This window comes from Mesorhizobium sp. 10J20-29, from assembly GCF_054130485.1.
Window position 1 is genome coordinate 1,463,070 of record NZ_CP199156.1, and the last position, 19,235, is coordinate 1,482,304.

General features: G+C 64.3%; 21 protein-coding genes. 10 read left to right on the forward strand and 11 right to left on the reverse strand.

Features of this window, described 5'->3' with window-relative positions; all coding sequences use genetic code 11:
- The first annotated feature begins 121 nt into the window (after window positions 1-121).
- On the forward strand, window positions 122-1,168 hold the full coding sequence (gene holA / locus ACT2BZ_RS07030) for a DNA polymerase III subunit delta (RefSeq protein ID WP_457940132.1): 1,047 nt from the start codon (window positions 122-124) through the stop codon (window positions 1,166-1,168).
- Between the two features lie 38 nt (window positions 1,169-1,206).
- Here the strand turns inward: holA and ACT2BZ_RS07035 are convergent, their stop codons facing one another.
- The 8 genes from ACT2BZ_RS07035 to hemE all read right to left on the reverse strand — a co-directional run bounded on the left by ACT2BZ_RS07035 (window position 1,207) and on the right by hemE (window position 10,012).
- Window positions 1,207-2,079 (reverse strand): ParB/RepB/Spo0J family partition protein, encoded by an 873-nt coding sequence (locus tag ACT2BZ_RS07035; RefSeq protein ID WP_457940134.1) that lies wholly within the window; start codon window positions 2,077-2,079, stop codon window positions 1,207-1,209.
- A 33-nt stretch (window positions 2,080-2,112) separates the two neighbouring features.
- On the reverse strand, window positions 2,113-2,913 hold the full coding sequence (locus ACT2BZ_RS07040; protein ID WP_457940135.1) for a ParA family protein: 801 nt from the start codon (window positions 2,911-2,913) through the stop codon (window positions 2,113-2,115).
- 30 nt (window positions 2,914-2,943) lie between these two features.
- A complete protein-coding gene (gene rsmG, locus ACT2BZ_RS07045) occupies window positions 2,944-3,576 on the reverse strand; it encodes a 16S rRNA (guanine(527)-N(7))-methyltransferase RsmG (RefSeq protein ID WP_457940136.1) in 633 nt (210 codons plus the stop codon).
- Window positions 3,573-5,441, reverse strand: coding sequence for a tRNA uridine-5-carboxymethylaminomethyl(34) synthesis enzyme MnmG (gene mnmG / locus ACT2BZ_RS07050; protein WP_457940137.1), 1,869 nt, complete (start codon window positions 5,439-5,441; stop codon window positions 3,573-3,575). Before mnmG ends, rsmG begins: the two co-directional genes overlap by 4 nt.
- Window positions 5,442-5,585: 144 nt before the next feature.
- Window positions 5,586-6,908: a tRNA uridine-5-carboxymethylaminomethyl(34) synthesis GTPase MnmE gene (mnmE, locus tag ACT2BZ_RS07055; protein WP_457940138.1), complete on the reverse strand. Its 1,323-nt coding sequence runs from the start codon at window positions 6,906-6,908 to the stop codon at window positions 5,586-5,588.
- A gap of 99 nt (window positions 6,909-7,007) precedes the next feature.
- Complete coding sequence (gene rho / locus ACT2BZ_RS07060; protein WP_457940139.1) at window positions 7,008-8,273, reverse strand: transcription termination factor Rho; 1,266 nt, start codon at window positions 8,271-8,273, stop codon at window positions 7,008-7,010.
- Window positions 8,274-8,438: 165 nt separating this feature from the next.
- The gene (hemJ, locus tag ACT2BZ_RS07065) at window positions 8,439-8,981 is read right to left on the reverse strand and encodes a protoporphyrinogen oxidase HemJ (RefSeq protein WP_457940140.1); all 543 of its coding nucleotides are present in this window, start codon (window positions 8,979-8,981) and stop codon (window positions 8,439-8,441) included.
- The gene (gene hemE / locus ACT2BZ_RS07070; RefSeq protein WP_457940141.1) at window positions 8,978-10,012 is read right to left on the reverse strand and encodes a uroporphyrinogen decarboxylase; all 1,035 of its coding nucleotides are present in this window, start codon (window positions 10,010-10,012) and stop codon (window positions 8,978-8,980) included. The genes hemJ and hemE overlap by 4 nt, the downstream gene beginning before the upstream one ends.
- Before the next feature lie 401 nt (window positions 10,013-10,413).
- Between hemE and ACT2BZ_RS07075 the strand changes: the two genes are divergently transcribed.
- The 5 genes from ACT2BZ_RS07075 to dnaQ are packed head-to-tail and all read left to right on the forward strand — an operon-like array spanning window position 10,414 to window position 14,078.
- On the forward strand, window positions 10,414-11,235 hold the full coding sequence (locus ACT2BZ_RS07075) for a pyruvate, water dikinase regulatory protein (protein ID WP_457940142.1): 822 nt from the start codon (window positions 10,414-10,416) through the stop codon (window positions 11,233-11,235).
- Between the two features lie 32 nt (window positions 11,236-11,267).
- The gene (locus tag ACT2BZ_RS07080; protein ID WP_457940143.1) at window positions 11,268-11,867 is read left to right on the forward strand and encodes a Maf-like protein; all 600 of its coding nucleotides are present in this window, start codon (window positions 11,268-11,270) and stop codon (window positions 11,865-11,867) included.
- Window positions 11,860-12,702, forward strand: coding sequence for a shikimate dehydrogenase (locus tag ACT2BZ_RS07085; RefSeq protein ID WP_457940144.1), 843 nt, complete (start codon window positions 11,860-11,862; stop codon window positions 12,700-12,702). The genes ACT2BZ_RS07080 and ACT2BZ_RS07085 overlap by 8 nt, the downstream gene beginning before the upstream one ends.
- On the forward strand, window positions 12,699-13,304 hold the full coding sequence (coaE, locus tag ACT2BZ_RS07090) for a dephospho-CoA kinase (RefSeq protein ID WP_457940146.1): 606 nt from the start codon (window positions 12,699-12,701) through the stop codon (window positions 13,302-13,304). Before ACT2BZ_RS07085 ends, coaE begins: the two co-directional genes overlap by 4 nt.
- Before the next feature lie 57 nt (window positions 13,305-13,361).
- Complete coding sequence (gene dnaQ, locus ACT2BZ_RS07095) at window positions 13,362-14,078, forward strand: DNA polymerase III subunit epsilon (protein WP_457941244.1); 717 nt, start codon at window positions 13,362-13,364, stop codon at window positions 14,076-14,078.
- 51 nt (window positions 14,079-14,129) lie between these two features.
- Here the strand turns inward: dnaQ and secB are convergent, their stop codons facing one another.
- Window positions 14,130-14,636 (reverse strand): protein-export chaperone SecB, encoded by a 507-nt coding sequence (secB, locus tag ACT2BZ_RS07100; protein WP_457940147.1) that lies wholly within the window; start codon window positions 14,634-14,636, stop codon window positions 14,130-14,132.
- Window positions 14,637-14,762: 126 nt separating this feature from the next.
- The gene (locus tag ACT2BZ_RS07105; protein ID WP_457940148.1) at window positions 14,763-15,251 is read right to left on the reverse strand and encodes an FxsA family protein; all 489 of its coding nucleotides are present in this window, start codon (window positions 15,249-15,251) and stop codon (window positions 14,763-14,765) included.
- A 211-nt stretch (window positions 15,252-15,462) separates the two neighbouring features.
- Here ACT2BZ_RS07105 and ACT2BZ_RS07110 point away from each other — a divergent pair, with 211 nt between their 5' ends.
- Genes ACT2BZ_RS07110 through ACT2BZ_RS07125 form a run of 4 tightly spaced genes read left to right on the forward strand, consistent with a single transcriptional unit; the run spans window position 15,463 to window position 18,227 of the window.
- Window positions 15,463-16,170, forward strand: a complete 708-nt coding sequence (locus ACT2BZ_RS07110) for a Tim44/TimA family putative adaptor protein (protein WP_457940149.1) — start codon at window positions 15,463-15,465, stop codon at window positions 16,168-16,170.
- 25 nt (window positions 16,171-16,195) lie between these two features.
- Window positions 16,196-17,296: a murein transglycosylase A gene (mltA, locus tag ACT2BZ_RS07115; RefSeq protein WP_457940150.1), complete on the forward strand. Its 1,101-nt coding sequence runs from the start codon at window positions 16,196-16,198 to the stop codon at window positions 17,294-17,296.
- Window positions 17,293-17,847, forward strand: a complete 555-nt coding sequence (locus ACT2BZ_RS07120; RefSeq protein ID WP_457940152.1) for a Smr/MutS family protein — start codon at window positions 17,293-17,295, stop codon at window positions 17,845-17,847. The genes mltA and ACT2BZ_RS07120 overlap by 4 nt, the downstream gene beginning before the upstream one ends.
- A complete protein-coding gene (locus ACT2BZ_RS07125) occupies window positions 17,844-18,227 on the forward strand; it encodes a helix-turn-helix domain-containing protein (protein ID WP_457940153.1) in 384 nt (127 codons plus the stop codon). Before ACT2BZ_RS07120 ends, ACT2BZ_RS07125 begins: the two co-directional genes overlap by 4 nt.
- A gap of 43 nt (window positions 18,228-18,270) precedes the next feature.
- Here the strand turns inward: ACT2BZ_RS07125 and ACT2BZ_RS07130 are convergent, their stop codons facing one another.
- Window positions 18,271-19,230, reverse strand: coding sequence for a DUF1402 family protein (locus ACT2BZ_RS07130; protein ID WP_457940154.1), 960 nt, complete (start codon window positions 19,228-19,230; stop codon window positions 18,271-18,273).
- Window positions 19,231-19,235: the final 5 nt, after the last annotated feature.

Consider the following 19,235-nt stretch of genomic DNA (forward strand, 5'->3'; position numbering starts at 1 on the left):
CTCTGGAGCAAAGCAATCTCGAGCAGAGGGGGGCGGTGGCCCGCTTCCGAATCTGCGCTTTCGGCCGATCCAACCCACTTCTGTCTGTTCGGCCGGCGCGCTGCCATGCTATCCAGCGGCGATGGCACAGAAGAAAGCATTCGAGGTCGATGCCTGGCTGGCGCGCCCCGGCGAGCATACGGCGATCGTCCTGGTCTATGGACCCGACCGCGGCCTCGTCTCCGAGCGTGCCCGCGCCTTTGCGGTCAAGACCGGCTTGCCGCTGGACGACCCTTTTTCGGTGGTGCGCATGGACGCGGCCGAGATCGAGGCCGACCAGGGCCGGCTGATCGACGAGGCGCGCACCGTGCCGATGTTTTCGCCCAAGCGGCTGCTGTGGGTTCGCAACGCCGGCGCCCAGAAGGGGTTGGCCGAGCAGGTCAAGCTGCTTTGCGCCGAGCCGCCGGACGACGCGGTCGTGCTTATCGAGGCGGGCGACCTGAAGAAGGGTGTCGGCCTGCGCGCGACGGTCGAGTCGAGCGGCGCGGCCATGGCGCTCCCCTGCTATGCCGACGCCGAGCGCGATGTCGACGCGGTGATCGAATCGGAGGTCGCCGCGGCCGGCATGACGATCTCGCAGGAGGCGCGCCAGGCGCTCCGCCGCAATCTCGGCGGCGACCGGCTGGCCTCGCGCGGCGAAGTTGCCAAGCTCGTCCTCTACGCGCATGGCAAGAGTGAGATCGGCCTCGCCGACGTCGAAGCCATGACCGGCGATGTCTCGGGCCTTTCCGTCGACGACGCGGTCGATTCGATGCTGGAGGGCCGCATCGACGCCTTCGACAGCATTTTCACGCGTCATTCGCTGAACGGCAGCCAGGCCTACCAGGTGTTGGCGGCGGCAATGCGCCAGATGCAGACGATCCAGCTGCTGCGCGGGGCGATGGGTGCCGGCGACCGCAATGCCGCGGGACTTGTGGCTGCTGCCAGGCCGCCGATCTTCTTCGCCCGGCGCAAGACCATCGAGCGGGCAATAGAGCGATGGAGCGGTCCGGCGTTGCAGCGCGCCCTGGCGCGGCTGCAGTCTGCGGTTCTGGCCTCGCGGCGGCGGCCCGACCTGTCGGTCGCGATCGCCCGCCAGGCGCTGCTTGGAATCGCGGTCGAAAGTGCCCGGTCCGGCCGCAGGGGCTGACCGAATCGCGTCACCATTAGCCGGCTAAATGTGATATGTCACTGCTGCAGGCGGCGGCAGAGATCGTCCAGCTGCTCGAGCGTACGGTAGGCGATCCGCACCTCGCCGCCCTTTTCCTTGTGGCTGATCGACACCGACAGTCCGGTCACGTCGCCGAGCATCTTTTCGAGCGCCAGCGTGTCGGCATCCTTCGGCTGTGGTGCCGACTGCGTGCGGGGCGCCCTGCCTGATTCCGGCTGCTGTGCCAGGGCCTCGGCCTGCCTGACCGACAGGCCGTCCTCGACGATCCGCTTGGCCAGCCCCGCCGGGTCGCTGGCATTGACCAGCGTGCGGGCATGACCGGCCGACAGCTCGCCGTCGACCAGCATGTCGCGAATGACGTCCGGCAGCTTGAGCAGGCGCAGCGTGTTGGCCACATGGCTGCGGCTCTTGCCGATGACCTGGCCGAGGTCTGCCTGCGAGTAATTGTGCTCGTCGATCAGTTGCTGGTAACCGAGTGCCTCCTCGACCGGGTTGAGGTCGGCGCGCTGGACGTTCTCGATGATGGCGAGTTCCAGCGAGGTGCGGTCATCGACATCGCGCACCAGCACCGGGATATCGGTCAGCCCTGCAGCCTGGGCCGCGCGCCAGCGCCGCTCGCCCGCAATGATCTCGTAGCGCCCGCCGTCGCGCCGCCGCACCAATACGGGCTGCACGATGCCGTGCTCGCGGATCGATTGCGTCAGGTCGGTAAGCTCGGAATCGCCAAAGTGCCGGCGCGGGTTTTTCGGGTTGGGCGACACGAACTCGATGGGCACGCGCCCATCGGCGAGGGCCGGCGCCTTGGTCTCGGCCGCGGCTGGCTTGTCCATTTCGCCGATCAGCGCCGCAAGCCCGCGTCCCAGACGCTTCTTCGAAAGATCTTCAGCCATACTCAGTCCAATTGTTTCGATGCCGAATCGACGCTACGCCGCATGAAGGTTCCGCTCGCGCCGGATCACCTCGGATGCCAGCTGCAGATAGGCCTGACTACCCGAGCACTTCAGGTCGTAGAGGATTGCGGGCTTGCCGTAGGACGGCGCCTCGGAGACGCGCACATTGCGCGGGATCACCGTCTGGTAGACCTTGTCGCCCATATGCGCCCGGACGTCGTCGACGACCTGGTTGGCGAAATTGTTGCGCCCGTCGAACATGGTCAGCACGATGCCCTGGATCACCAGGTCCGGATTGATCGAGTTGCGTACCTGCTCGACGGTCTCGAGCAACTGGCTGAGTCCTTCGAGCGCAAAGAACTCGCACTGCAGCGGGACCAGCACGGAATCCGCCGCGGCCATCGAGTTGAGCGTCAGAAGGTTGAGCGACGGCGGGCAGTCGATCAGCACATAGGTGAAGCCGGCGTGGCGGGCCGACGAGGCGCGCAAGGCGTTGCGCAGGCGCAGCACGCGATCCGGCGCACTGGCGATCTCCATCTCTATACCGAGCAGATCGAGTGTCGACGGCACGATGAAGAGGCCAGGCACCGCTGTCTGCACGGCGGCCTGCTCGATCTCGAGGTCGCCGGTAAGCACGTCGTAGGAAGAAACGGCCCGGTCGCGCCGGTCGATGCCGAGCCCGGTGCTTGCATTGCCCTGCGGATCGAGGTCGACGATCAGAACGCGCTCGCCTATGGCGGCCAGCGCGGTGGCAAGATTGATGGCGGTGGTGGTCTTGCCGACGCCGCCCTTCTGATTGGCGACTGTTATGATGCGTGGTCCGGTATTCATCATAGCGCTTTGTTTTCGATATGTTTTTAGCCGTTATCCTCGCGCGGCGAGCTTGGTTATCTCCAGCACGACGCCTTGCGGATCGACTCTGCTAGGATGTTCTACCAGATCGAAGCTCCACTCGTTAAGGCTTTCTTGCACTTCCAGCCGGTAATCCCGACCTTTATGGAAGAGGCCTTTGGCGCCCTGGCTGAGCCACGGCGCCGTCGCGGCCAGAAGGGCCGGAAGCGGCGCGAGGGCACGCGCGGTGACCGCATCCGGTTGATTTACAAGGGTTTGGACGTCTTCGATCCTGCGCGCATGGACCTTTGCGGGCAGGCCGAACTCCCCTATTGCCGCCTGCAGGAACCCGGCTTTCTTGCGGTTGCTCTCGACCAGATCGACGAACCCGCCCTGTCGTTCAAGCAGCAGGAATCCCAGGATCAGGCCCGGAAATCCGCCTCCGGAACCCAGATCGAGCCATCGCGTGGCCTCGGGCGCCAGGGGCCAGAGCTGCGCACTATCCAGGATATGGCGTTCCCATACATCTCCCAGAGTCGAACTGGCGGACAGGTTTATCCTGCGCGACCACTTCTGGAACATGGCTTCGAAGGCGGCCAGCCGATCGAATGTTTCACGTGAAACGGGTCCTGCGACCTCCTGAAGTCCGGCAAAGGCGGGTTTCAAGCCGCATCCTCGGTACGTTCGTGCTGGCGGATGTGCGAAACCACAATCGCGAGAGCAGCCGGCGTCATTCCATCGATTCGTTGCGCCTCGGCCAATGAGGAGGGGCGCCGCAGCTTCAACTTCTGTTTGATTTCATTGGACAAACCCGGCACTTCGCCGAAATCGACATCTGCAGGTATGAGCCGAGCCTCCTCACGCCGCATTTGCGCTGCATCCGCCGCCTGCCGATCCAGATAAACGGCATACCGCGCTTCCGTCTCAAGCCGTTCGGCGGTTGCCGCGTCTATTGCGGAAAGTTCAGGCCACAAGCGTGAGAGGGCACTGACCTTCATGTCCTTCATCGCCAGCAGGTCGTAGGCCGAACGTCTTATGCCGTCCTGGTTCAGATCGAACCCCTGCCTCTTGGCCTCGCTCGGGGTAATGGTCGCCGACTTGGCAAGCTTACGGGCTGCTTCAAGGCTTTCACTACGTTCGCTAAAGCGACGATTGCGCTCTTCCGAGGCGATCCCCAGCCGCATTGCCAACGGCGTCAGCCGGTCGTCGGCATTGTCGGCGCGCAATGAAAGCCGGAACTCCGCGCGGGACGTGAACATGCGATAGGGTTCGGTGATGCCACGCGACGTCAGATCATCGATCATCACGCCGATATAGGCCTCGCTCCGGCTGAGATGCACGGCATCCTGGCCACCGGCGCGCCGCGCGGCGTTTAGCCCGGCCACCAGTCCTTGCGCCGCCGCTTCTTCATATCCTGTCGTGCCGTTGATCTGCCCGGCCAGGAAAAGCCCCGCAACCTTTCGCGCCTCCAGCCCGGCATTGAGTTCCCGCGGATCGACGTGATCATATTCGATTGCATAGCCAACCTGCTTCATCACGGCCTTCTCTAGGCCCGGAATGGTCTTCAGCAGCTCGATCTGCGCGTCCTCTGGCAGCGATGTCGATATCCCGTTCGGATAGACCGTATCGTCGTCGAGGCCCTCCGGTTCGAGGAAAATCTGGTGCCCATCCCGGTCGCCAAACTTGACGATCTTGTCCTCGATGGACGGGCAATAGCGCGGCCCGACACCTTCAATTGAACCCGAATACATCGCCGACCTGTGCAGGTTCGCGCGGATGACGTCATGCGTCCGGGGTGTCGTCCTCGTGATTCCGCACTCGACCTGCTGGTTGACGATCGCATCCGTCATCAGCGAGAAGGGACCCGGCTCCTCGTCTGCCGCCTGCATATCGAGCGATGCCCAGTCAATGGTCTTGCCATCCAGGCGCGGCGGCGTACCGGTCTTAAGGCGTCCCAACGCGAAACCAGCCCGCATCATAGTCGCCGAGAGCCCGATCGAGGCTTGCTCGTTCATTCGGCCAGCCGGGATCTTGCGATCCCCAATATGGATAAGGCCGCGCAGGAAGGTCCCGGTCGTCAGCACCGCCGCTCCACAATCCAGTCGGCGGCCATCGGCCAACAGCACGGCAGCGAGGCGGTCGTTCACGATGTCGAAATCCTCGACTTCCGCCTCGATTACCGTGAGCTGTCTCTGGTTCGCTATGGCCTGTTGCATGGCCCGCGCATAGAGCTTCCGATCAGCTTGTGTCCGCGGGCCGCGCACTGCGGGACCCTTGCGCCGGTTGAGAAGACGGAACTGGATGCCCGCAGCGTCTGCAACACGGCCCATCAATCCGTCCAGCGCGTCGATCTCGCGTACGAGATGCCCCTTGCCAAGCCCACCGATAGCCGGATTGCACGACATGGCACCGATTGTGTCGGCACGCATGGTCACCAAGGCCGTTCGCGCGCCGGCGCGCGCCGCGGCACTGGCAGCCTCGCACCCTGCGTGGCCGCCGCCGATGACAATGACGTCATAGCGGTGAGACATTCGAAACTCCGTTTGAGCCCGACACATGTGCCGTGGATGGTTGCCTGTCAAGCATTGGGGTTTCACGTGAAACGAGCTAACCGTCAACCAGCGATGTTTCACGTGAATCCACCCGATGGCCGCCACCCTAGTGTTTCACGTGAATCACTTGCCGATGCAGAACTCCGAAAAGATGACATCGAGCAGATCTTCAACGTCAACCGCACCGGAAATTCGTCCGATCCGGTCTGCAGCCTGGCGCAGCTCCTCGGCCCTCAGTTCGACATCACGATCTGTGGCATCCAACGCCTCTGCCAGGAATCCATGGGCTTCGCGCAGCAAAGCGGTGTGCCGCAGGCGGGAAGGCAAGACGTCGCTCGAATCCCCTGCTGCCTCAGATGCCAGGCTCATGATCCTATCCAGCAGTTCGGAAACGCCTTCCCCCGTCTTCACCGATAGAGAGCAATCAAAATCGCCAAGCTCCGCCAAATGAACCAGGTCTGCCTTGGTCCCTACCACCAAACGCTTTACGGCCGGCAGCAACGTCTCCCCGCGGGTCGGATCAGTCAGATCGACGAGGTGCAGCAGAAGATCGGCATGCTCTGCCCGCGCCAAGGCCCTTTCAATCCCGATTGCCTCGACCTTGCCCGCGTTTTCGCGAATGCCTGCCGTGTCCGTCAGCCGCACCTTCAGCCCACCGAGGTCAAGGGAGAGTTCCACCAGATCACGCGTCGTGCCGGGTTCGTCCGAGACAATGGCTGCATCGCGCTGCGCCAGCGCGTTCAACAGGCTGGACTTACCGGCATTGGGAGCGCCGACAATCACCACGTCAAAGCCATCCCGGACGATTTCCGCCCGGTGATATGCCTGGATATGGCCTGATAGCTCGTCCTTGAGCTTAGAGAGATCCCCCCACACCGCATCAGAAACCGACCCGGGCACATCCGACTCGTCAGCGAAATCGAGTTCGGCCTCAATCATCGCAAGCCCATGAATCAGGCGCTTGCGCCATCCAGCATAAAGATCCGCCTGGACACCTTCGGCATTGTGCACCGCCAGACGGCGCTGCGCCTCGGTTTCGGCCGAGATGATGTCCGCCATGGCCTCGGCGCCGAGAAGATCGAGCTTGCCGTTGAGAAAGGCGCGTCTTGTGAACTCCCCGGCCTCCGCATGCCGGACGCCCGGCAGCGAAACAAGCGCTTCAAGCAGCGTAGCCACGGACGCTTTGCCGCCGTGCACGTGGAATTCCGCCACCTCCTCTCCCGTAAAGCTGGCAGGAGCTTCAAAGAAGATCAGCAATCCGGAGTCTATGACCTCAGCCGCATGCTGGAATCTGCGCAAGACGGCCCGGCGCGCCTCGGGGCACGGTCCAGCAATCGTTTCGATGGCGAATCGAGTCTGTGGGCCGGAAATCCGCACCACCGCCACACCCGAAGGCAGGCGTCCGCTCGACAGTGCAACGATGGAATCGGAAAATGCGAAACTCATGCCAAGAACCAGCCCGGAGCAGGGGACCGGCAATGATGGTTACCGGTCCGTTAACAGGACGTTCCGGACGCGAATCGAGTCTTGTTCCTGCTGTCTTCGTCAGGTGTTCATCGAGTCGAAGAAGTCCGTATTGGTCTTGGTCTGCTTCAGCTTGTCGATGAGGAACTCGATCGCATCGGTCGTGCCCATCGGTGCCAGGATGCGGCGCAGCACGAAGATCTTCTGCAGGTCCTGCTTGGCGACCAGCAGGTCCTCCTTGCGGGTACCCGACTTGAGGATATCCATGGCCGGATAGATGCGCTTGTCGGCAACCTTGCGGTCGAGCACGATTTCCGAGTTGCCGGTCCCCTTGAACTCTTCGAAGATAACCTCGTCCATGCGGCTGCCGGTATCGATCAGGGCTGTCGCGATGATGGTCAACGAACCTCCTTCCTCGATGTTGCGCGCCGCGCCGAAGAAGCGCTTCGGCCGTTGCAGCGCGTTGGCATCGACACCACCGGTGAGCACCTTGCCCGATGACGGCACGACGGTGTTGTAGGCGCGGCCGAGGCGGGTGATCGAATCGAGCAGGATGACGACGTCACGGCCATGTTCGACCAAGCGCTTGGCCTTCTCGATGACCATTTCCGCAACCTGGACGTGGCGCACGGCCGGTTCGTCGAAGGTCGAGGAAACGACCTCGCCCTTCACCGAACGCTGCATGTCGGTGACTTCTTCAGGCCGCTCGTCGATCAGCAGGACGATCAGGTAGCATTCCGGATGGTTGGTGGTGATCGAATGCGCGATGTTCTGCAGGAGCACGGTCTTACCGGTACGCGGCTGCGCGACGATCAGTGCGCGCTGGCCCTTTCCGAGCGGCGCCACCAGGTCGATGACGCGCGAGGAGATGTCCTTGCCGGTCGGATGGTCGACTTCCATCTTCAGCCGCGAGGTCGGGTAGAGCGGCGTAAGATTGTCGAAATGGATCTTGTGGCGGATCTTTTCCGGGTCGTCGAAATTGATCGTGTTGACCTTGAGCAGGGCGAAATACCGCTCGCCTTCCTTCGGGCTGCGGATAGGACCTTCGACCGTATCGCCCGTCTTCAGCGAGAAGCGGCGGATCTGCGAGGGCGAGATGTAGATGTCATCCGGGCCCGGCAGGTAGTTGGCGTTGGCCGAGCGCAGGAAGCCGAAGCCGTCCTGCAGCACTTCCACCACACCGTCGCCGATGATCTCGATATCCTGGCCGGCCAGCTTCTTCAGGATCGCAAACATCAGTTCCTGCTTGCGCATGACACTAGCGTTCTCGACCTCGAGCGATTCAGCGTAAGCGATCAGCTCCGGCGGCTTCTTGTTCTTGAACTCTGCGAGTTTCATTTCTTGCATGGATAGACTCTGGGTGTGCAGTACGGGGAAATCGATCGGCGGAATGCGATGATCGTGACGGCGGCCAGCTGTAGGCGGTGAGGCGGCACGTGACGAAGAAGGAAGAATCGCCTTTTAGCGGCGACTCTTGCAAAGAGCAAGGCGGGAATCGCCTGAAGGCCTTTGTCAGAAGGGCTTGACGATCACCAGGATGACGATCGCGATCATCAGCAAGGTCGGAACCTCGTTGACGATCCGCCAGTGGCGCGTCGACTTGACGTTCCGATCCTCGGCAAAGCGCCGCACGGAACCGGCCAGATAGCCATGCACGCCCGACATCGCCACGACCAGCCCGATCTTGGCGTGCAGCCAGCCGCCGTGAAATCCGAAACCGTCCCAGGCCAGCCAGAGGCCGAACACCCAGGTCACGATCATCGCAGGATTGATGATGGCGCGCAGCAGGCGCCGCTCCATCACCTTGAATGTCTCCGACTGCGGCGAGCCGACGGCGACTTCGGAGTGATAGACGAAGAGCCGCGGCAGATAGAGCATGCCTGCCATCCAGGCGATCACGGCGATCACATGAATCGCCTTCGCCCAGAGGTAGAGATTTTCGGGCGCGAGCCAGAACAGCAACGCCGTCAGCGCCACGAAGATGGCGATGGCCACGGCCGCGCGCTTCATCGCAAGCCTTCCACTCCCGCTGTCGGCCGGAGAGGGCGCGCTCATCGCGCAGCTCCCTTGCGCACCTGCGCCACCATTGCCTCGACATGGGCGATAGGCGTGTCGAGCGTGATGCCGTGACCGAGGTTGAAGATCAGCGGTCCGTCGCCGAGAGCGTTCAAAATGGCGTCCACACCCTCGGAGAGTGCCTTGCCGCCGGCGACCAGGCGCTGCGGGTCGAGGTTGCCCTGTACCGCGCCTCCGGCCTGCAGGCGCTTGGCCTGCGATAGAGGCACGGTCCAATCAAGCCCGAGGCCTGTAGCACCCGTCTGCACCCGGTAGCTGTCGTAGTGGACGCCCGCACCCTTCGGAAAGGCGATTACCGGCACCTCGGGGTGCGCCGCCTTCACGCGACGCACGATCTCGGCAACCGGCTCGACGCAGAATGCCTTGAAACTCGGTTCGTCGAGCACGCCCGACCAGGAATCGAAGATTTGCACCGTGTCGGCGCCCGCCTCGATCTGGCGGATCAGGTAATCGGCCGATTGCCGCGCCAAGGTGCTCAGGAGCTTCTTCATGGCATCCGGATGGCGGTAGGCAAACAGCCGTCCGGGCGCCTGGTCCGTGGTGCCGTGCCCGGCGATCATATAGGTCGCCACCGTCCAGGGCGCGCCACAGAAGCCGATCAGCGTCGTCTCGGCCGGCAACTCGCTGCGCAACCGTCTCACCGTCTCGTAGACCGGCGCCAGGTGTTCGTGGAACCCACCAGTCTCGAGCTGATCCACCTCATCGGCAGAGATCGGCGTCAGCAAGGGGCCACGGCCTTCCTCAAATCGCAGGTCGCGACCAAGCGCGTGCGGTACGACCAGAATGTCCGAGAACAGGATCGACGCATCAAAGCCGAAACGGCGGATCGGTTGCAATGTCACCTCGACCGCGAAGTCCGGGTTGTAGCAGAGGTCGAGAAAGCTGCCTGCCTGCTTCCTGAGCTTGCGGTATTCCGGCAGGTATCGCCCGGCCTGACGCATCATCCAGATGGGCGGAGGCGACACTTCCTTGCCCTTCAGCACGTCCAGCATGATGCGGCTTTCAGCCATTGAATCGCGTCCTCACAGCTTTCCCTTAAAACTAAAGAAATTTGAAAATTTCTGTCTTCTAATTCTTAGAGTCTGTGGGAATCGGTTGTTTGGTTTCGTCCCCAGACGCCCCTCCGATCTCCACTGGCGACATCATGTAGCAGATCGGACGGAAAAAGGATAAGTCTGGGGACGAGTCCAAATTCGTCATTTCGAGCAGACACTTGGCTGAAGCCGGAAATAGGGAGACGAGCCGCTGCGTCAATGGGTCCACACTTGTCCCCACAGTTGGCACGAGCTGGACAACGATCTTCACCGCGACCCGAATTGTGGACAAGCAGGCATCTGATACAGTCGCCTTTCGAGGAGGGGCCTCCGACCGCTTCTCCATCCACAGCAGACCACAGCCCCAGGCCCACCCTGTGAACAAACCCCAAAGCTTCTTCCACCTGCACCTGATCTCGGACGCTACCGGTGAAACGCTGCTGGCCGCTGGCCGCGCCGCCTCGGCGCAATACAAGGACGCGCGCTCCATCGAGCACATCTACCCGCTGATCCGTACCGAGAAGCAGCTGATGAAGGTTTTCGAGGACATCGAGGAGGAGCCAGGCATCGTGCTCTACACGGTGGTCGACCAGGCTCTCGCCCGGATGATCGACGACCACTGCGCGGCGATGTCGCTGCCCTGCGTCTCGGTGCTGGAGCCGGTGCTTACGGTGTTCCAGTCCTATCTCGGAACGCCGGCCGGTCGGCGGGTCGGCGCCCAGCACGTGCTCGACGCACAGTATTTCCGCCGCATAGACGCGCTGAATTTCACCATGGAGCACGATGACGGCCAGCTTCCCGACGACATGGACGATGCCGACATCGTCCTGATCGGCATTTCGCGCACGTCGAAGACCCCGACCTCGATCTATCTCGCCAACCGCGGCATCAAGACGGCCAACATACCGATCGTGCTGGGCGTCCCCGTGCCTGACAGCCTGATTGCGGCCAAGAAGCCGCTGATCGTCGGCCTGGTGGCCACTGCCGAGCGCATTTCGCATGTCCGCCAGAACCGGCTGCTCGGCTCGACGCCCGGCTACGACCCGCAGGGCTACGCCGACCGGGCAACGATTACGGAGGAACTCACCTATGCGCGCCAGATCTGCACGCGCCATGGCTGGCCGATGATCGACGTCAGCCGCCGTTCCATCGAGGAGACCGCGGCCGCCATCGTTGCCCTGCGCGGCAAGACGCGTTAGGCCGCCGAAAGCAGCAACAGTTCAGGACTGACATGACCGAAACCATCATCCTCGCCTCGGCAAGCCCCTTTCGCAGGACCATGCTGGAGAACGCCGGCATCGCCGTCGAGGCCGTGCCGGCCCAGATCGACGAGCGCGCCGTCGAACTGGCCCTCGAAGGCACTGGCTCTACGCCGGAAGACGTCGCGCTGGTCCTGGCCGAGGCCAAGGCGCTGCGGGTCAGCGAGGAAAGGCCGGGCGCGCTGGTGCTCGGCTGCGACCAGACGCTGTCGCTTGCCGGCGAGCAGTTCCACAAGCCGGCCGACATGGAGGCCGCACGCCGCACCCTGCTGGCGCTGTCCGGCAGGACGCACCATCTGAACAGCGCCGCCGTGCTGGTCCGCGACGGCGAGGCGCTGTGGCGTCACTGCGAAACGGCGAGCCTCACCATGCGCAAGCTCGAGCCGGCCTTCATCGGCCGACACCTTGCGCGGGTTGGACAAAAGGCACTGTCGAGCGTCGGCGCCTACCAGGTGGAAGGCGAGGGCATCCAGCTGTTCAGCAAGATCGAGGGCGACCATTTCACCATTGTCGGCCTGCCGCTGCTTGCGGTTCTGAAGGCGCTGCGCGACCGGGGCGCGATCGATGGCTGAAACCGGCCGGCGGGCCTTCGTCTGCGGCCACCCGATCGCCCATTCGCGGTCGCCGCTCATCCACGGCTTCTGGCTGCAGCACTACGGGATAGCCGGAACCTATGAGGCGATCGACGTCGCGCCGCAGGATTTCGCCCGCTTTGCCGGCAGCTTGCGCGAAGAGGGGTTTGCAGGCGGCAACGTGACCATCCCGCACAAGGAAGCCGCCTTCGCGGCGGTCATCCGCCACGATGCGGCGGCCGAGATGATCGGTGCCGTCAACACGCTTTGGTTCGAAGGTAACGCGCTTGTCGGCGGCAACACCGATGCCGAAGGCTTCGCCGCCAATCTCGACGAATTTGCACCGGGCTGGGAGAAGGCCGGGTCCGCCGTGGTTCTCGGTGCCGGCGGCGCCGCGCGGGCGGTGGTCCACGCGCTGCAACAGCGCGGCGTTACCGACATCCGCATCGTCAACCGCACCCTCGAGAGGGCGCGCGAACTGGCCGACCGCTTCGGCGCCGGGGTCTCGGCGCATGGCGCCGGTGCCGCTGCCGAACTGCTCGGCGATGCCGGCCTGCTGGTCAACACCACGGCACTCGGCATGCACGGCAATGAAGACCTGGCCGCCGATCCGCAGCACCTGCCGGCCGGCGCCATCGTCACCGACATCGTCTATGTGCCGCTCGAGACGCCGCTGCTCGCCGCAGCTCGCCGCCGCGGGCTGAAGACCGTCGACGGGCTCGGCATGCTGCTGCACCAGGCAGTTCCAGGTTTCGAGCGCTGGTTCGGCATCCGGCCAGAAGTATCTGCCGAGCTGCGCGCCCTGATCGTTGCCGACATGGAGGCGGGCCCGTGATCGTCCTCGGGCTCACCGGATCCATCGGCATGGGCAAGTCGACGACGGCGAAAATGTTCGCCGACGCGGGCGTCCCGGTGCATGATTCCGACGAGGCCGTGCACCGCCTCTACGCCGGCGTGGCCGCGCCGCTGGTCGAGGCGGCCTTTCCCGGCACCGTGGCCGACGGTGCGGTCGATCGCGGCCTGCTGGCCGGCCAGGTCATCGGCAAGCCACAGGCACTGAAGCGGCTGGAAGAGATCATCCATCCGCTTGTCCGCGCCGACGCCGAGGCGTTCCTTTCCCGCCATCGCGCGGGCGGCGCGCCGCTCGTCGTGCTCGACATTCCGCTGCTCTTCGAGACAGGCGGCCGCGGCAGGGTCGACAAGGTCGTCGTGGTCACGGCGCCGGCGCAGGTGCAGCGCGAGCGCGTGCTGGCGCGGCCCGGCATGACGGCTGAGAAGTTCGAGGCGATCCTCAAGAGCCAGGTGCCGGATACCGAGAAACGAGAACTGGCCGATTTCGTCATCGACACCAGCCTCGGCATGGAGGCGGCCCGGGAGGCGGTTGGCGCGATCGTTGCCGCTCTGGGCGGGGGAAAGACGGGACCGTCAGCGGCCTGATGCTTGCGGGACGGGCGGCCCTTGCCCATTCTTGCCGCTGCAAACAGGGGTGATTCGGTGCGCGAGATCGTCTTCGACACGGAAACGACAGGGCTCGATTCGCGCGAGGAGCGCATCATCGAGATCGGCGGCATCGAACTGGTGAACCGCTTTCCGACCGGCCGCGTCTTTCACAAATACCTCAACCCGCAGGGCCGCGAGATCCACCCGGACGCGCAGGCCGTGCATGGCATCAGCGCGGCGGACCTCATCGGCAAGCCGACCTTCGCCGATATCGCCGACGAATTCCTGGCCTTCATCGATGGCGCCAACCTGGTTGCCCACAATGCCGGCTTCGACATGGCCTTCATCAATGCCGAACTCGCCCGGCTCGGGCAGCGTGCGGTCGATCCGGGTTTCGTCGTCGACACGCTGCAGCTGGCGCGACGCCGACACCCGATGGGGCCAAATTCGCTCGATGCGCTCTGCCGGCGCTACGGTATCGACAACAGCCACCGCACAAAGCACGGCGCGCTGCTCGATTCGGAGCTTCTGGCGGAAGTCTATGTCGAGCTGATCGGCGGCCGGCAGGCGGCGCTCGGCCTAGAGACGGCCGACAGGCGCTCCGACGGCACTGCCGCCTCGGTCTCTATCGAGATTGCCGTGCGTGTGCGGCCGGCGCCGCTGGCGCCCAGGTTGTCGGAAGCCGAGATCGAGGCGCACAGCGCGCTTGTCGCCTCGCTTGGCGAGAAGGCAGTCTGGCTGCGCATCGCCGAGGCCTCCGGCAAGGCATGAAAAAACCCGGCGCGAGGCCGGGTTCTTCAGACTCATTGATGGATGCGGCGATCAGCTGGCCGGCACTTTGCCCTTGGCCTGGTCCTCGGCCATCTTCTGCTGGAACATCTGCGCGAAGTCGATCGGATCGAGCATCAGAGGCGGGAAGCCGCCATTGCGCGTCGCCTCGGCGATGATCTGGCGCGCGAAAGGGAACAGCAGGCGCGGGCACTCGATGAAGAGCAGCGGCAGCATGTGCTCCTGCGGGAAGCCCTCGATGCGGAACACGCCGCCATAGATCAGCTCGACGTTGAACAGCACGTCCTTCTCGAAGGAAGCCTTGGCCGACAGCGTCAGGTTTACGTCGAATTCCTTCTCCGAGAGAGGATTGGCGTTGACGTTGACGTTGATGGCGATGTTCGGCGCCTTGTCACGGGCGCGCAGCGAGCCCGGCGCGCCTGGGCTCTCGAAGGACAGGTCCTTCACATACTGGGCAAGAACGTTGAGTGCCGGCTTGGCGGCATTGGCGTCGCCATTGGCTGCTGCTGCGCCTTCCGGCTTCTTCTCTTCATTGGCCATGAGCCGGTTCCCTGTCTGTTGCCGCGCACGGCCAGTTGTCGAAAATCGAGCGTTGGCTAGCATGGCGTGCAGGGCAAGACAAGGTTCGCCGGAAACGCATCCGTCCGGGCGGGCGGAGGTCCCGAATCAGTCCCTGTCGATCCGCCGCCAGGGCGAATCGTCGTCGCGCTTGGCGGAATACTCGTCCTCGTCGAGGTCTATGGTCTTGCCGCGCGGCGCCGGTCCGCGTGCGGAGAAGCCGCCGAAACCGCCTGACGTCACCACCACGCGGCTGCGCAGGAAGCGCCAGGCCAGATCGCGCAGCGGCGGCAGGAAAAGCAGCACGCCGATAATGTCGGTCACGAAGCCCGGGATCAGAAGCAGCACGCCGGCGAGCAGGATCATCACGCCATGGGCCAGTTCGCGGCCGGGATCGCGCCCATCCTCAAGCTCTGCCCGGATCCTGTTCATCACACCAAAGCCCTGCAGCCGCATCAGGAACGCGCCGAGCACGCCGGTGGCGATGACCAGGCCGAGCGTTGGCAGCACGCCGATTCGTTCGCCGACGACCACGAATCCGGCGATTTCCACGAAGGGCATCGCAAGCAGGATGAGGGGGAGGACGGACAATCGCATTGGCGGTTTCTCAATTGCGGTGGAGTTTGGCCGCGCCACCTGGGTCCGGGAGCATGGTCGGCAGGTCGGTTTGACCGCGTGGCTGGTACTCTGCCTGTAATATAGGTATGCACGCCTTTGATTTGAATGATCGCGGCACGCGTTCTATATGCAGGTATTGGAGCCTGCGGCGCGCGGCAAGCCGGAGACAAGGGATCGGTTGGCGGAAGACATGGAATTCTTCGACTTCGGCACAATATTTTTTCTGGTTGCGGCAGTGGTGATCTTTTTCCAGCTGCGCAACGTCCTTGGCCGCCGCACCGGCAATGAGCGCAAGCCCTTCGACCCCTATTCCGCGCCGCGCAATGGCAAGGACGCCGCGGCCAATTCGGAGAACGTGGTGTCGCTGCCGCGCAAGCGTGGTGCTGCCGACGAGCCGGTCGAGGACGCCTATGCCGCGATCGACGCCTTCGCCAAGCCGGGTACCGATCTCAACAAGGGCCTGCGCGCCATCCACGATGCGGATCCGACCTTCAACCCGAAGACCTTCGCCGAAGGTGCCAAGATGGCCTACGAGATGATCGTGCTGGCCTATGCCGACGGCGACCGCAAGACGCTGAAGAACCTGCTGTCGCGCGAAGTCTTCGACGGTTTCGTCTCCGCCATTGCAGAGCGCGAGGCCAAGTCCGAAAAGATCCAGTCCTCCTTCGTCGGCATCGACAAGGCCGAGGTCGTCGCGGCCGAGATGAAGGGCAGCGAGGCGCACGTCACCCTGCGGATCGTCAGCGAGTTGATCTCGGCGACCCGCAACAAGGCCGGCGAGGTCATTGACGGCGACCCCGAAACCGTGGCGGAGGTCAAGGATGTGTGGACCTTTGCCCGCGACACGCGTTCGCGCGATCCGAACTGGAAGCTGGTCGCCACCGAAGAAGAAGACTGAGCGCCGCCGCTCCGGAGCTCTGGCCGTGCCTCTGTCGCCGCTCTTCCGGCCCGTCGCCTTCGCCGACGTGCCGGGCTGGTCCGACGATTTCCATCGCGCGGCCTACGAGGCCTTCCGCCGCTCCGCCTTCCAGGTCCTGACCAAGCCCTACCGCACGGGTGCGCTTGGCGTCGCGGGCGAGGCTTTCGCAGCGGCGCAGGCCGATTCACGTGAAACACCGGCGTTCGACGACGCGATGGCCCGCGCTTTCTTCGAGCGCCACTTCACGCCTGCGCTGGTTCGGCCGGAGAGTGGCGGGCAGGGTCTCGTCACCGGTTTCTACGAGCCACGCGTCGAAGCCTCCCCGGTCAGGACCGAGCGTTTCACGGTTCCGCTGCTTGGCCGCCCGGCCGATCTCGTCGATCTCGACGATGCCAACCGGCCAGCCGGCATGGACCCTTACCTGGCCTTCGCGCGCTCCACCCCGGACGGCCTGGTCGAGTACCACGACCGCGCTTCCATCGAACGCGGCGCACTTGCCGGGCGGGGCCTCGAGATCGCCTGGCTCGCCGCGAAGGTCGACGCCTTCTTCATCCATGTGCAGGGTGCCGCGCGTCTCGACATGACGGACGGAACGTCGAGACGCATCACCTATGCCGCCAAGTCTGGCCAGCGCTTCACCGGGCCGGGGAAAGTCCTGGCCGAACTTGGCGAGATCCCGCTGAAGTCGGTCACGATGCAGTCGATCCGGGCCTGGTTTGCCCGCAACCCGGAACGAATTGACGAGATTCTCTGGCAGAACCGCTCCTATATCTTTTTCCGCGATGCACCGGTCGACGATCCGGAGCTCGGTCCCGTCGCCGCCGCCAAGGTGCCGCTGACGGCAGGCCGCTCGACCGCCGTCGACCGGCTGCTTCACACCTTCGGCACGCCGTTCTTCATCGACGCGCCATCGCTCACCGCATTCGATGGAAAGCCGTTCCGCCGCCTGATGATCGCGCAGGACACCGGCTCGGCGATCACCGGCCCGGCCCGCGGCGACCTGTTTGCCGGTTCGGGCGACGCCGCAGGTGAAATCGCCGGCGTGATCAACAATCCGGCCGACTTCTACGCCCTGCTGCCCAGCGCCCTGGTCGGGTCCCGATGAGCCGGCGCACCACAAGAAAACTGAGCGACGAGGACCGCGTCCTGTGGAACCTGGTGGCGCGGTCCGCCGTGCCGCTGAAGGGCCGCGAGGCGGTCGACATTCCAGAACCGCCAAAGCCGAAGGCGGCTGCGCCGGCCGCGCCACCTGCCACGGCCCGGTCTGCTGTGCCGGGCACCTTGCCTTCCAAACCTGCAGCGCCGCCCAGGCCGGCCCCGAAGCACATCATCGACCGGCCGACCCTCGACAAGCTTGCCAAGGGCAGGGTGCCGATCGAAGGCCGCGTCGACCTGCACGGCATGAGCCAGGACGAGGCCTATTTCCTGCTGCTTTCATTCCTGCAGCGGGCGCATGCCGGCGGCGCGCGCTACGTGCTGGTCATCACAGGCAAGGGCTCCTCGTCGGGCGGCGACGGCGTGCTGCGCCGTGCCGTTCCGGGCTGGCTGGCCACGCCGCCCTTCAGGGTGCTGGTATCGAGCCACGATCTCGCCGCGCAAAAGCATGGTGGTGCAGGCGCGCTCTATGTCCGCCTGCGCCGGCACGCCCAGAAATGACGCCGCTCGGCGAAAAGCTTCGCGAATTGAGACGGCGCAAGGGCGTCAGCCAGAAGGAGATGGCCGCGGCCCTCGGCATCAGCGCTGCCTACCTGTCGGCGCTGGAGCACGGCCGGCGTGGCACGCCGACCTGGGCGTTCACCCAGAAGATCATCGGCTATTTCAACATCATCTGGGACGAGGCCGAGGAACTGCAGCGGCTGGCCGAGAATTCCCATCCGCGCGTCGTCATCGACACGTCGGGCCTGTCGCCGGCCGCAACCGAACTGGCGAACCTGCTTTCGGAGCGGATATCGGAACTGTCGGAGGCCGAACTCGCCGAGCTGCTGGCCTTCCTGAGCGGATCGGCAAAACCGGCGCCAGACCGCTACGACGACTGAAACCGACCTTGGTCCGAAAAGCTGAGCGGCGCTCAGCCGGTGCTCAGAACAGTGCCTTGAGTTCCGGCAGCTTCTCGTTGACCAGCCAGCCGTAGTAATTCTCTTCCGGCAGGCGGGGGGAGAGGCCCTGCGCCTTGCGCTTGCGGTTTTCCGAGCGCAGCGCGCGGGCACGGTCTTCCGGGTTGCCGACATTGTAGAGCGTCGCCGTCACGCCCGGATTCTGCGAAATATCGAAGCCCGCAATCTTGTTGTAGGCGTCGATCGACTTCTTCAGCGCCGCCGCCACATAGGGCAGGGTCAGGTCGGGATCCATGATCGTCTCGTAGACCTGGTTGGGCCGGCTGGGGTCGAGCTTGGGCAGGCCCGACACGTCGTGCACCAGGTCGCTCATCTGCAATGCCGTCAACGGGTTCAGCTGGCCGAGTCCGAAGGTCTGGCCGGCGTAGAAGGGCTGGAAGAAGGTGGCGCTGAAGCGGTCGTTCGGAAACGAGATGCCGTCGACGGTCTTGCCGCGGAACGAGCGGTTCCAGACTGTCTCGCGACAGGACCACAATTCGTAGCTGCTGGAGATCTTGGTGCATTCGGAGAATTGCGGGCGCTTGACGAAATCGGAGACGTCCTCGCCTTCGTAGCGGAAGGTCAGGCTGCTGCTGAGATAGGCGATCGCCTTGACGTAATAGGTCTGCAGCCGGTCGTAGGCATCGACATTGTAGGTGTGCTCGCCGACGATGGCGCCGACGATGTGCAGCGGATCGATGCCGTAGGCGGCGGCCGCCTGGCTGATCTTCGAGCGCAGCGACTTGTCGTCCTTCAGCAGCGAATAGACCTTGCGGTACTTGGCCTCGAAAGTGGTGTTGCCGGCAGTGGTGCGCTTCGTGGAGGCGCCCGGCACGCCCGGCTGTTCGGCCGAGCGGTTTCCCGGAGGCACAAGCGTCGCTGCGGCAGCGCACGAGACGCCGCCGACGAAGATCACCACTGCTGCAAGAATTGCCTGTCTTTTCATCTGCC